Annotated in this window: 13 protein-coding genes and 1 tRNA gene; 7 read left to right on the forward strand and 7 right to left on the reverse strand. The window is 32.8% G+C overall.

Annotated features, from left to right (window positions below; genetic code table 11):
- Positions 1-57: 57 nt before the first annotated feature.
- Entirely contained in the window at positions 58-4,359 is a 4,302-nt protein-coding gene (gene rpoC, locus HM982_RS03590) for a DNA-directed RNA polymerase subunit beta' (protein WP_179351742.1), read from the forward strand.
- 265 nt (positions 4,360-4,624) lie between these two features.
- Positions 4,625-4,945, forward strand: coding sequence for a DUF3467 domain-containing protein (locus HM982_RS03595; RefSeq protein WP_179351743.1), 321 nt, complete (start codon positions 4,625-4,627; stop codon positions 4,943-4,945).
- Between the two features lie 417 nt (positions 4,946-5,362).
- Here the strand turns inward: HM982_RS03595 and HM982_RS03600 are convergent, their stop codons facing one another.
- Both HM982_RS03600 and HM982_RS03605 read right to left on the reverse strand, forming a co-directional pair.
- Positions 5,363-5,593, reverse strand: a complete 231-nt coding sequence (locus tag HM982_RS03600) for a (4Fe-4S)-binding protein (RefSeq protein WP_179351744.1) — start codon at positions 5,591-5,593, stop codon at positions 5,363-5,365.
- Positions 5,594-5,734: 141 nt separating this feature from the next.
- Entirely contained in the window at positions 5,735-7,324 is a 1,590-nt protein-coding gene (locus tag HM982_RS03605) for a peptide chain release factor 3 (RefSeq protein WP_179351745.1), read from the reverse strand.
- Positions 7,325-7,696: 372 nt separating this feature from the next.
- Between HM982_RS03605 and idi the strand changes: the two genes are divergently transcribed.
- The 5 genes from idi (at position 7,697) to HM982_RS03630 (ending at position 10,111) form a co-directional block, all read left to right on the forward strand.
- A complete protein-coding gene (idi, locus tag HM982_RS03610; protein ID WP_179351746.1) occupies positions 7,697-8,224 on the forward strand; it encodes an isopentenyl-diphosphate Delta-isomerase in 528 nt (175 codons plus the stop codon).
- Positions 8,224-8,634 carry a 6-pyruvoyl trahydropterin synthase family protein gene (locus HM982_RS03615; RefSeq protein WP_179351747.1) on the forward strand — a complete coding sequence of 137 codons (411 nt, stop codon included), beginning with the start codon at positions 8,224-8,226 and terminating at the stop codon, positions 8,632-8,634. Before idi ends, HM982_RS03615 begins: the two co-directional genes overlap by 1 nt.
- Positions 8,635-8,638: 4 nt before the next feature.
- Positions 8,639-9,610 carry a type I phosphomannose isomerase catalytic subunit gene (locus tag HM982_RS03620; RefSeq protein ID WP_179351748.1) on the forward strand — a complete coding sequence of 324 codons (972 nt, stop codon included), beginning with the start codon at positions 8,639-8,641 and terminating at the stop codon, positions 9,608-9,610.
- A gap of 84 nt (positions 9,611-9,694) precedes the next feature.
- Positions 9,695-9,964 (forward strand): hypothetical protein, encoded by a 270-nt coding sequence (locus HM982_RS03625; protein ID WP_179351749.1) that lies wholly within the window; start codon positions 9,695-9,697, stop codon positions 9,962-9,964.
- A 73-nt stretch (positions 9,965-10,037) separates the two neighbouring features.
- Positions 10,038-10,111, forward strand: a tRNA-Thr gene (locus HM982_RS03630).
- A 333-nt stretch (positions 10,112-10,444) separates the two neighbouring features.
- On the opposite strand, the gene HM982_RS03635 is transcribed toward HM982_RS03630, so the two are convergent.
- The 5 genes from HM982_RS03635 to HM982_RS03655 all read right to left on the reverse strand — a co-directional run bounded on the left by HM982_RS03635 (position 10,445) and on the right by HM982_RS03655 (position 13,487).
- A complete protein-coding gene (locus HM982_RS03635; RefSeq protein WP_179351750.1) occupies positions 10,445-11,155 on the reverse strand; it encodes a DUF4369 domain-containing protein in 711 nt (236 codons plus the stop codon).
- A gap of 109 nt (positions 11,156-11,264) precedes the next feature.
- Entirely contained in the window at positions 11,265-12,575 is a 1,311-nt protein-coding gene (locus HM982_RS03640) for a DUF819 family protein (RefSeq protein ID WP_179351751.1), read from the reverse strand.
- Positions 12,576-12,639: 64 nt separating this feature from the next.
- Positions 12,640-12,819, reverse strand: a complete 180-nt coding sequence (locus HM982_RS03645) for an Arc family DNA-binding protein (protein WP_179351752.1) — start codon at positions 12,817-12,819, stop codon at positions 12,640-12,642.
- A gap of 9 nt (positions 12,820-12,828) precedes the next feature.
- Complete coding sequence (locus HM982_RS03650) at positions 12,829-13,329, reverse strand: hypothetical protein (RefSeq protein ID WP_179351753.1); 501 nt, start codon at positions 13,327-13,329, stop codon at positions 12,829-12,831.
- On the reverse strand, positions 13,329-13,487 hold the full coding sequence (locus HM982_RS03655) for a DUF4177 domain-containing protein (protein WP_179351754.1): 159 nt from the start codon (positions 13,485-13,487) through the stop codon (positions 13,329-13,331). The genes HM982_RS03650 and HM982_RS03655 overlap by 1 nt, the downstream gene beginning before the upstream one ends.
- Position 13,488 lies beyond the last annotated feature (1 nt).

Consider the following 13,488-nt stretch of genomic DNA (forward strand, 5'->3'; position numbering starts at 1 on the left):
ACAGTAGGCAGATATTGCTAACTGAAAACTGCGACTGCGACTGAATACTATAAAGAAATGGCAAGAAAACAAGATAAGAATACAGTACAGAAATTTAATAAAATTTCTATTGGTTTAGCATCGCCTGAGTCTGTTTTAGCAGCATCTCGTGGAGAGGTATTAAAGCCAGAAACTATTAATTATCGAACTCACAAACCAGAAAGAGATGGTTTGTTCTGTGAGCGTATTTTTGGTCCTGTAAAGGATTTTGAATGTGCTTGTGGTAAATATAAAAGAATACGTTACAAAGGCATCGTATGTGACCGTTGTGGTGTTGAAGTAACAGAAAAGAAAGTACGTAGAGATCGTGTAGGACACATTAACCTTGTTGTCCCAGTTGCACATATCTGGTATTTCCGTTCGTTACCAAATAAAATAGGTTACCTTCTTGGATTACCATCTAAGAAATTAGATATGATTATCTATTATGAGCGTTATGTGGTTATTCAGCCAGGTATCGCTATGAATGCTGAAGGTGAACCAATTCAGAAAATGGATTTCTTAACGGAAGAAGAATATTTAAATATTCTTGAAACAATTCCTCAAGAAAATCAATATTTAGATGATACAGACCCTAACAAATTCATCGCTAAGATGGGTGCTGAGTGTCTTATTGATTTATTAGCTAGAATTGATTTAGATCAATTGTCTTACGATTTAAGACATAAAGCTAATAACGAAACGTCTAAGCAACGTAAAACTGAAGCGTTAAAACGTTTACAAGTTGTAGAAGCGTTTAGAGATTCAAATGAAAATAGAGAGAACAGACCAGAATGGATGATCATGAAGGCTGTTCCTGTAATACCACCAGAATTAAGACCTTTAGTGCCTTTAGATGGTGGCCGTTTTGCAACTTCAGATTTAAATGATCTTTACCGTCGTGTAATTATTCGTAACAACCGTCTTAAGAGACTTGTTGAGATTAAAGCACCAGAAGTGATTTTACGTAATGAAAAACGTATGTTACAAGAATCAGTAGATTCATTATTTGACAACACACGTAAATCATCGGCAGTAAAAACAGATTCTAACCGACCGTTAAAATCATTATCAGATTCACTTAAAGGTAAGCAAGGACGTTTCCGTCAAAACTTACTTGGTAAGCGTGTAGATTATTCAGCACGTTCTGTAATTGTTGTTGGACCAGAATTAAAATTATTCGAATGTGGATTGCCAAAAGGAATGGCAGCTGAGCTTTACAAGCCTTTTATTATTAGAAAATTAATAGAAAGAGGAATTGTTAAGACTGTAAAATCTGCAAAGAAAATTATAGATAGAAAAGAGCCTGTTGTTTGGGATATCTTAGAAAATGTTTTAAAAGGACATCCGGTATTATTAAACCGTGCGCCTACGCTTCACAGACTAGGTATTCAAGCTTTTCAACCTAAACTTATCGAAGGTAAAGCAATTCAGTTACACCCATTAGTGTGTACAGCATTTAACGCCGATTTTGATGGTGACCAGATGGCGGTGCATTTACCGTTAGGACCAGAAGCTATTCTAGAAGCGCAAATGTTAATGTTAGCATCTCATAATATTTTGAACCCTGCCAATGGTTCGCCAGTAACTGTACCTTCTCAGGATATGGTACTTGGTTTATATTATATGACTAAATTGCGTAAAACTGATGAGAATTTTACGGTTAAAGGTCAAGGCTTAACATTCTATTCTCCAGATGAAGTTACTATTGCTTACAACGAAAAACGTGTGGACTTAAACGCGGGAATCAAAGTAAGAACAATTGACTTTAATGATGAGGGAGAGCTTACGCAACAAATTATAGAAACTACTGTTGGTCGTGTACTTTTCAACGAAAAAGTACCTGAAGCAGCAGGTTATATAAACGAAGTTTTAACTAAAAAATCATTAAGAGAAATTATTCACGGTATTCTTAAGAAGACTAGTGTGCCAGAAACGGCAGATTTCCTTGATGAAATTAAAACATTAGGATACAAGTTTGCATTCCAAGGTGGATTATCATTTAGTTTAGGTGATATTATTATTCCACAAGAAAAGCAATCAATGATTGACGGTGCGAACAAGCAGGTTGATGGTATTATGGGTAACTATAATATGGGACTTATTACTAACAACGAACGTTATAATCAGGTTATTGATATTTGGACCTCTACCAATGCTGAATTGACTGAATTGTCAATGAAACGTATTCGAGAAGACCAACAAGGATTTAACTCGGTGTTTATGATGCTTGATTCTGGTGCAAGGGGTTCTAAAGAACAAATTCGTCAGTTAACCGGTATGCGTGGATTAATGGCTAAGCCTAAAAAATCTAATGCTGGTGGCGGTGAAATTATTGAAAATCCAATTCTTTCTAACTTTAAAGAAGGACTTTCAATTTTAGAATACTTTATCTCAACACACGGTGCACGTAAAGGTCTTGCCGATACGGCTCTTAAAACTGCCGATGCAGGTTATTTAACGCGTCGTTTAGTAGATGTATCTCAAGATGTAATCGTTTATGAAGAAGATTGTGGTACATTAAGAGGAATCGAAGTTTCTGCTCTTAAGAAAAACGAAGAAATCGTTGAAACTTTAGAAGGTAGAATCGTTGGTAGAACATCGCTTAATGATGTTTATGATCCATTAACAGAAGAATTATTAGTTGAAGCTGGTGGGCATATCGATGATATTATCGCTAAAAAAATCGGTAACACACCATTAGATTCAATCGAGGTGCGTTCGCCATTATCTTGTGAAGCAAAGAAGGGTATCTGTGTTAAATGTTACGGACGTAATCTTGCTACTGGTAAAATGGTACAACGAGGTGAAGCTGTTGGTGTTGTTGCGGCACAGTCAATTGGTGAACCAGGTACACAGTTAACCTTACGTACATTCCACGTAGGTGGTATTGCAGGTAACATTTCAGAAGATAACAAACTAACAGTTAAGTTTGATGGTATCGCTGAAATTGAAGATTTAAAAACAGTTAAGTCTAAAGATAGTGAAGGTAAAGAAGTTGATGTTGTAATTTCTAGAACATCAGAATTGAAATTAGTTGATGCTAAAACAGGTATTGTTTTAAGTACTAATAATATTCCTTATGGTTCATTTATTTATGCTAAACCTGGAGATAAAGTTAAGAAAGGTGATGTAATTTGCCAATGGGATCCATATAACGGTGTAATTATTTCAGAATTTGCTGGAAAAGTGAAGTATGAAAACATCGAACAAGGTATTACTTATCAAGTAGAAATTGATGAACAAACTGGTTTCCAAGAGAAAGTAATTTCAGAATCTAGAAACAAGAAGTTAATTCCTACGTTATTAATTGAAGATGATAAAGGCGAAACTATTCGTTCTTATAACTTACCAGTTGGTGCCCACATTATGATAGATGATGGTGATGCTATTGATATTGGTAAGATCTTAGTTAAGATACCTCGTAAATCGGCTAAAGCTGGTGATATTACAGGTGGTCTTCCTCGTGTAACTGAATTATTTGAAGCACGTAACCCTTCTAATCCTGCTGTAGTTAGTGCGATTGATGGTGTGGTTTCATTTGGTAAAATTAAGCGTGGTAACCGTGAGATTATTATCGAATCTAAGTTAGGAGAAGTTAAGAAATACTTAGTAAAATTATCGAATCAGATTCTTGTTCAAGAAAATGATTACGTTAAAGCGGGTATGCCTTTATCTGATGGATCTATTACTCCAAATGATATTCTTAACATTAAAGGCCCTTCTGCAGTACAACAATACTTAGTGAACGAAGTACAAGAAGTATATCGTTTACAAGGGGTGAAGATTAATGATAAGCACTTCGAAGTTGTTGTAAGACAGATGATGCGTAAAGTTAGAATTATTGATTCTGGTGATACTATTTTCTTAGAAAATCAATTGGTTCATAAATCAGATTTCATTGAAGAAAACGATAAGATTTTCGGTATGAAAGTGGTTGAAGATGCTGGTGATTCTCAAAACTTAAAATCGGGTCAAATTGTAACAGTTAGAGATTTAAGAGATGAAAACTCTAGTTTACGAAGAGAAGATAAAAATCTTGTAACGGCAAGAGATGCTAGTCCTGCGACAGCAACTCCAATTTTACAAGGTATTACAAGAGCATCGTTACAGACTAAATCATTTATATCTGCAGCATCGTTCCAAGAAACTACAAAAGTTCTTAACGAAGCCGCTGTAAATGGAAAAGTTGATTCTCTTGAAGGACTTAAAGAAAATGTAATTGTTGGACATAGAATACCAGCAGGTACAGGTGTTAGAGAATACGAAAACATCATTGTAGGTTCTAAACAAGAGTTTAACGAAATGATGAAGGCTAAAGAAGAGATGAATTTTAATTAAATGAGACTCAAATTTCATAAGCCGAAGGTATAGTGAAATCTGATATTCAAATTTATTCTGAACTAGATTCAGAATCTCATTCTTAAGTATAAATAAAAGCGAAAAAGCCTTCAAGTGAATAACGAGAAGGCTTTTTTATTATACATTTCTTCCAAGGTTTTAGGTACCTTGTAGGTATTAAATTAATAATAATGTTCCCATTTAATGGGAATGAAAATAGATAAAAATAGACTTCTACTTAGGTGGAAGCTTAAACAAGTTTAAGATGGCAGACGAAAAAAACAACCCTAAAAAAAAAGGGCAAATAAATATTGAATTAGATGAGAAAATAGCAGAAGGTACGTATTCTAACTTAGCAATTATTAACCATTCTGTTTCAGAATTTGTAGTTGATTTTGTGAGTATTATGCCTGGAACACCAAAAAGCAAGGTAAAGTCTCGTATTATCTTAACGCCTCAACATGCTAAAAGACTTTTAAAAGCATTAAGCGATAATGTGACGCGTTTTGAAAAAGCTCATGGTGAAATTAAGGATTACGAGCAACCTCCAATACCTTTAAACTTTGGACCAACAGGTCAAGCCTAAAGTTTAATTATTCTCAAAAACTTAATAAAAGCTGATTGATTGGAGTTTGCTCGAAATAACTTTGTCGAGCAACCTCCAATACCTTTAAACTTTGGACCAACAGGTCAAGCTTAAAGTTATATTAATTTACTTTAGTAAACCTCACTTTATATTCATCAGTTTTAATAATAGTTATGATATAGTTTTTTGTAATTGGTTTGATGATATAAATTGATTTTAAGTATATAAAACAGCTTAATTTAAGCGTCGTTTAAGTTCGATTTATAATTTAGATGACATAATTATATTGGTAGAGTATTTTAATGGCTTTAAAAGTATTTTATAATGTGTAATTAGTGTTTTAATACATTTTTAACTAAAAAAAACCTTTGAATTAAGTTCAAAGGTTTTTTTTAGTTTCTTATGAAATGTATGAAGCTACGCAACTTCTTTTTGTTTTAGATGATATGCTAAGGCTCCAGACGGACATTTTTTAATTTGATTAATTATGAGATCTGTTTTTGCGCCTTCTAAATCAATCCATGGTATTACTGAAGTTCTAAATACATTAGAAAGTTGTTGGGCACAAAGCCCAGAATTTGCACAGCAGCGAGGTTTGTAAGTTACGGTAATTTCAGTATTACTGAAAACGTTTTCGTTAATAGCCATATCGAAAGATTAGTTTTGGGGTTAATCAGATTTTAAGCTTTATAAAAGAACTATACGTAAATTCTTTGTGTCGACAAAATACTAAATTAATCGATAAAAAGCATTTAAAATGACTTAAATTCGATGAAATACATATTCAATTTATTCAAATTCTGATGTCATGTGAAACGTAATACTTGGATATTTTTGTTGTGACATTTGTAATGAGAACATAGAATCAGCTAAAAATATTAATTGATCATGCTTGTCTCTAGCTAAATAGCGTTGTTTCACTCTTAAAAATTCTTTGTATTCTTCACTTTTTTTATCAGCAGTTTCAATCCAACAAGCTTTATGAACATTTAGGTTTTCATAAGTGCATTTAGCACCATACTCATGCTCTAATCGGTATTGAATAACTTCATATTGTAAGGCTCCAACGGTACCAATAACTTTTCGCCCATTAAAATCAAGTGTAAATAATTGTGCAACCCCTTCGTCCATTAATTGATCGATACCTTTATATAATTGCTTGGATTTCATAGGGTCAGCATTATTAATGTACCTAAAATGTTCTGGAGAAAAACTAGGAACACCTTTGTAATTTAGTAATTCGCCTTCTGTTAAGGTATCTCCAATCTTAAAGCTGCCGGTATCTTGTAAGCCAACAATATCTCCTGGGTAAGAGATGTCTACAATTTCTTTCTTTTCAGCAAAGAAAGCATTTGGACTAGAAAACTTCATGTTTTTATTGAGTCTAACATGATGGTAAGGTGTGTTTCGTTTAAATTCTCCTGATACAATTTTTATGAATGCTAATCGGTTTCTATGATTAGGATCCATATTTGCATGAATTTTAAAAACAAAACCAGTAAATTTATCTTCGTCTGGTTTTACTAAGCGTTCCTCACTTTGTTTGGGTCTAGGTTTTGGTGCGATATCTACAAAACAATCTAAGAGTTCTCTAACCCCAAAATTATTTAATGCTGAACCAAAAAATACAGGCTGTTGATTACCGTTTAGGTATTCCTCTTTATTAAAATCAGGATAGATACCTTCTACCAATTCTATTTCTTCTCTTAAAGTATTAGCAGCAGTCTCTCCAATAAGTGTATCTAATTCGGGCGATGATAAATCTGAAATTTCTATGGTTTCTTCAATGTCTTTTCGACTATCTCCAGAAAATAAATTGACATTTTTTTCCCAAATATTGTAAATACCTTTAAAATCATAACCCATTCCTATAGGAAAACTTAAAGGAACAACTTGTAAACCTAATTTTTGTTCTACTTCATCTAATAAATCAAAGGCGTCTTTTCCTTCTCTATCCATTTTATTGATAAACACAATCATTGGTATATTGCGCATTCTACAGACTTCAACCAATTTCTCAGTTTGTTCCTCAACCCCTTTAGCAACATCTATAACAACAATAACACTATCAACAGCTGTTAATGTCCTAAAGGTGTCTTCAGCAAAATCTTTGTGACCTGGTGTGTCTAAAATATTGATTTTTATGCCGTTATATTCAAAAGCTAAAACAGATGTAGCTACAGAAATTCCACGTTGACGTTCAATCTCCATAAAGTCACTCGTGGCTCCTTTCTTAATTTTATTACTTTTAACAGCGCCTGCTTCTTGAATGGCTCCACCAAATAAAAGTAGTTTTTCTGTTAATGTTGTTTTACCTGCATCAGGATGCGAGATAATTCCAAAGGTTCGTCGTCTGTTAATTTCTTTTAAAAAGCTCATAAAAATATTGAATAGAGGTTGCAAATATAAACGTATTAATAGGTTTATGTAAATAGAAAAAACAAAACAATTCTTAAATCTTAAAAATTAATTTTTATGAATCTATCTTCAATTGGTTAGCTCTATATATCCTGATAAGCATTAAAAAAGAATATAAAAGACTTAGTAATGATTTGTTATTTCTAACAGAGGCATAATAAGCTTAAACAATTTTTAACAATAAGCAATATATTAGATAAACTGTTAGGTTAGTAAATGAAAATTATACAGCGACAAAACAGATTAACATTTGTAGTCGTTAAATGATTTTATAAGATTAATTTTTATGAAATCATTTACTTTTATTTAATCATAAGGTATTAATTTAGCAAAATGACAGAAGAACAAGTTATCTTAGTTGATGAAAATGATAATAAGATTGGTTTAATGCCAAAAATGGAAGCGCACGAAAAAGCGCTGTTGCACCGTGCATTTTCCGTATTTGTATTTAATGATAAGAAGGAACTAATGCTTCAGCAACGTGCATTACACAAGTATCACACGCCTGGTCTTTGGACCAACACTTGTTGTAGTCACCAACGCGATGGTGAAAGTAATTTAGAAGCTGGTAAACGACGTTTGCAAGAGGAAATGGGGTTTGTAACAGAGCTAGAAGAGCAAACATCTTTTATTTACAAAGCGCCCTTTGATAATGGATTAACAGAGCATGAGTATGATCACATAATGACCGGTTATTATAATGATATACCTAATGTTAACCCAGACGAGGTCGCTAATTGGAAGTGGATGGCTTTAGATGATGTAAAAGCAGATATGGTTAAGAACCCACAACTCTATACGGCATGGTTTAAAATTATTTTTGATAAGTTTTACGAATTTATAAACGTCAATAAACACTAATGAAAGTTACTGTTCACAGAAAGGCACATTTTAATGCAGCGCATCGGCTATATAGAAAAGATTGGAGTTTTGAGAAAAACGATGCTGTTTTTGGTTTATGTAACAATCCTAACTTTCATGGTCATAATTATGAACTAATCGCAAGTGTTAAAGGTGATATAGATCCAGAAACAGGCTACGTTATAGATATTAAAATATTAAAAGACATCATTAAATCTGAAGTTGAAGATGCCTTTGATCATAAGAATTTAAATATTGAAGTGCCAGAATTTAAAGATTTAAACCCAACTGTAGAAAATATTGCTGTAGTTATCTACAATAAAATTAAACAAAAACTCAATCCAAAGTTTCAGCTTGAAATTACACTTTATGAAACGCCTCGTAACTTTGTAACTTACTCAGGTGATTAGATATATGAAAAGCCCATTATATCCATTAAAATTTCAACCCATTTTAAAAGAAAAAATTTGGGGAGGAGAGAAACTAAATCAGAACTATAACAAAACATCTAATTCTAAAATTTTAGGTGAAAGCTGGGAAGTCAGTACAGTGAAAAATGATGTGTCAATAGTTGTTAATGGTTTTCTAAAGGGAAATTCCCTTCAAGAATTGGTTAATGAGTACACATCGGAGCTTCTAGGAGAAAAAAATTGGAAACGTTTTGGAGCAGCATTTCCTTTGCTGATTAAATTTATCGATGCAAAACAAGATTTAAGTATTCAGTTGCATCCCAATGATGAATTGGCAAAAAAACGTCACGATTCTTTTGGTAAAACTGAAATGTGGTATGTTATGCAAGCCGATAATGATGCTAATTTAATTGTAGGATTTAATCAGAAAGTTGACAAGGCGTTGTATTTAAAACATCTTGAAGAAAAAACATTATCTAACATATTGAATTTTGATAAAGTAAACGAAGGTGATGTTTATTTTATTGAAGCCGGAAGAATACATGCTATTGGAGCAGGTGTTTTATTAGCAGAAATTCAACAGACAAGTGATGTGACCTATCGTGTTTACGATTGGGACCGTGTAGATGCTGATGGTAATGAGCGTGAATTACACAACGATATTGCTATCGATGCTTTTGATTTTGAAATGGAAAATAACTTCAGAGTCGCTTATAATAAGCAAAAGAATACATCTAATGACATGGTGAGTTGTCCTTATTTTACAACAAAATTTTTAGAAATAGATGTTGAGATAGTAAAAAAGAACACCCACGATTCTTTCTTAATTTATATGTGTGTTGATGGAGCGGTTGAAATTTCAACAACAGAGTTCAGTACTCAAATTTCTAAAGGAGAAACCATATTAATTCCAGCTAATATTAAAGATTTTAGGCTAATATCTAATTATGGTAAGCTTTTAGAGGTTTACGTTTAAAACTTCAAATAAAAAGTCAATAAGAAGCTATAAATTAACTAAAAGGATTTAGTACTTTTGCGCTTATTAAAATAAATAATTATAATGTCAAATAAAAGAGATTTAAAAAAGGATATCAACTACGTTTTAGGAGATATTATTGAGGCCGTTTACGTTTGGGAATTAACCAATGCAGAAAAGCAGACAAAAGAAAGTGAAGCAATTATTGATGAAGCTATCGCAACATTTGATGAGTTAATAGCACGTGTTAATGATAGAAGTGTTGAAAATAAAAAAGCACACTTTAAAGCGATTAATAATGATCTTGAAACCAAAGGAAGAGATCTTATTGAAAAAATCAATAAATTAAAATAAAATAGGCTTGCAGATTTAAAAATCTATATTAAATTTGCGCCTGCTTACTTAAAATAAGTGAGTTTATTTTTTTGCCGATGTAGCTCAGCTGGCTAGAGCAGCTGATTTGTAATCAGCAGGTCGTGGGTTCGAGTCCCTCCATCGGCTCTTCATAGAAACTTCAATTACTATTACGTGGTTGGAGTTTTTTGTTTAATAGAATAGTTCAAGGGACGAGAAGTTTATGCTGAGCGCAGTCGAAGTAAGTTCCTCCATCGGCTCTTTATAGAAACTCCAATTACTGTAAGGTGGTTAGAGTTTTATTTAAATTGATTTTAGTAGTGCGATAAATTTTCGCTGGGCATTACAGAGAAATAAAAGTTTTAGGGTTTAAAAGCCGCAAACCTAATTTTATAAACGAGGTTCTTTCTTTTAAAACAAAAAAAATCCAATCATTTTTAATTTGATTGGATTTCAAAGATGTTGTGATGTGTAACTGTATTACTCAACAGCTTTTCTATTCGCAATAACTGTTGCCAATTTTTTGCCATAGAGTGACGCTTTAATTTCAGGGTTTAAACTGTTATATATTGAGTCTATATAAACCGGATTAGCGTTACGTGCTTCATATAATGCCAAGTAAGGTGAGACTTCACTATCCTTATGATTCATAGCAAACTGTATTGTGTACGCATATTTACGTTTTACAAGATGCTCTGTCAATTTATTTAAAGAATCTAAAGCAATACTATCATTGTTTTTTTGTGCAATAAAACGGGCTTCAATAACATCTAAATTCTTGTGGTTGTATTTGGTCATTATATCTAAATAATCATCTAAAACAGCTTGTTGTTTAGAACCTTTAATTTCAGAATCAAAATTAAAATTCTTTAAAGTTGTATTAATTTCTGTAAGCCCTCTATCAGCGAAAAAAGGAATGTAATGTTCTTCGCCATCATTTTTAAATAATTTAAGATAGAGTAGCATAGGTTCTTCTAAATTCGTATTTAAGTTAAATTCGGGTTGACCAGTAATCACCATAGAATCTAAAACTACAATACTAGAATCGCCATCTTTTTGAAGATAAACGACACCTTTTTTTAAGCCTTTTATTGAGCCCTTTAAGGTGAAGTTAGAATCGCTGCTTTTACCACAAGAAACGGTTAGTAATACTAAAAAAAAGAAACTTAGAATTTTATTTAATTTTGTCATTTTATGCTAAATAATTAAGTGCGCAAATATCTTATAATTGTTTTAATATTGAAGGCTTACTGACTTTTTATTTTAATAAATTAGAAACGTGTATTAGGCTTTTTATAAGTTAGCTTACAGCAGCAAGCTCCATTAAAATAGTACAAGCAATAGCGGCAATGGTTCCTACAGCGTAACCAAATACAGCGAGAAGCACACCAACCGTTGCTAAAGAGGGATGAAAGGCAGACGCTACAATTGGCGCTGAAGCTGCACCACCAACATTGGCTTGGCTACCAACTGCTAAAAAGAAATAAGGAGCCTTAATAAGTTTTGCAACAAGTACAAGAAGTAATGCATGAATAGTCATCCAAACCAACCCAATGGCAATAAGACCAACGTTATCAAAAATCATGGTTAAGTCCATTTTCATACCAATACTAGCGACTAGAATATAAATAAATACACTTCCAAATTTACTAGCACCTGCACCTTCATAATTTTTGGCTTTGGTGTTAGATAGTATAATGGCAATTAAGGTTGCGACACTAATCATCCAAAAGAATTTTGAGCCTAAAAAAGTAAAAATATTTCGTGTGGTAGGCGATTCAATACCTGCGACCATACCTTCAAAAAGTGGTGCTAAATAATTAGCGCTTAAATGTGCCATACTTACGGTTCCAAAGGCTATAGCACATATAATCATAATGTCTGTAAGCGACGGATTTCGTTTTACTTTTTCTGAGAACGTAGATACTTTTTCTTTTAATTCTTCAATAGAGGACGTATCTGCTTTTAACCATTTATTAATGCGGTTTCTTTTTCCGATACCAATAAGAATAATAGCCATCCATATATTAGCGACAACAATATCAACAAATACCATTCCGCCGTATTTGGCTTGGTTGTAACCATAAATTTCTAGCATGGCAGTTTGGTTAGCACCACCTCCAATCCAGCTTCCGGCTAGAGTAGATAGCCCTCTCCAAACCGCATCTGGTCCAACACCACCAACAGTTTCAGGTGATACACTTGCAATTAATAAAATAGCTATTGGGCCGCCTATGACTATTCCTAGCGTGCCTGTAAAGAACATTACTAAAGCTTTCCAACCGAGATTAAAAACAGCTTTTAGATCAATACTTAAGGTCATTAACACTAGGGCAGCAGGTAATAAATAACGACTCGCTACATAATATAAATTGGTACTGTGTTCTGTTATGACGCCAGTTTCTGAAACCGTAGTCCATTCTGGAGAAATTAAACCAGTTGTAGTTAAAATGGCAGGAACCATATAAGCCATAAATAATCCTGGGACTATTTTGTAAAATTTAGGCCAAAATCCTGTTTTAATAGATTCCGTAATAAATACAAATCCTAAAGCCAACATTAAGAGTCCAAATACAATAGTATCATCAGTAAAAATAGGCGTGTTATCCATAGTTGAGGTTGTTTAGAGTTTGCAAAATACAAAAAATTAAAACTAAAAAAGTGACCGTTTCCGATCACTTTTTGTCTGTTGAATTATCTTTTTTCTTGGGCTGCCTATTGTGTTCTTTTAAATACTGCATAAGCATCCATTCTATCTGGCCATTGGTACTACGAAATTCATCCGAGGCCCATTTTTCAATGGCTTTCAGCATATCTTCATTCATTCGTAGTGCAAAGGCTTTCTTTTTAGACATTATATATTATTAATTAATTTTTGATTTATAGGTGGCTATTACACGTTTAGCATCATTTTGTTTTTGTGTCCCGATGAGTAATTTTTTTCCATTTTTTAAGATGAGTTGAATCCCTATATCACCCGAGACATTTAAAGCTGTTCCTTTTGATTTATTGCCAAGAAAGCTACTTCGATAACCCCATCCACCATATTCAGTTAAAGGGCTATAGGTTCTTACATATACTTTTTCAATTTCATTCCAATTAATGATTTTGTAATTTCGGTGAAAAGGAAAGAACTTGTAATGAATACCTTTTTCGTCAATTCTTGTACTTAGTTTTAAAAAAAATATAAGACTTGAAGCTAATAGTATAGTGATACTAATTCCTATTAAATCAGTTGTAGAAAAATTATTAGAATTTTCTATATACGCTTTTGTAATTGTGACTACAGCTATTGATAAACTTACTACTATTAGTACTATTAACCACAATTGTGTAAAGCGTTGTTCTTCTTTAAATATTTTCATTATCTGTTCTTCTCACGTTCAAAAACTACAGTTGCCCAATTCACAGCAATTTGTTTGACCACCCAACCTTCACGTGCGTATTGATTCAGCAAATCTTCAAAATTTTTAACACGGTTTTTAAAACCTAATTTTGGGATAACTACTTTGTATTCTTTCATG

Source organism: Winogradskyella vidalii (assembly GCF_013403955.1).
Lineage (GTDB): Bacteria > Bacteroidota > Bacteroidia > Flavobacteriales > Flavobacteriaceae > Winogradskyella > Winogradskyella vidalii.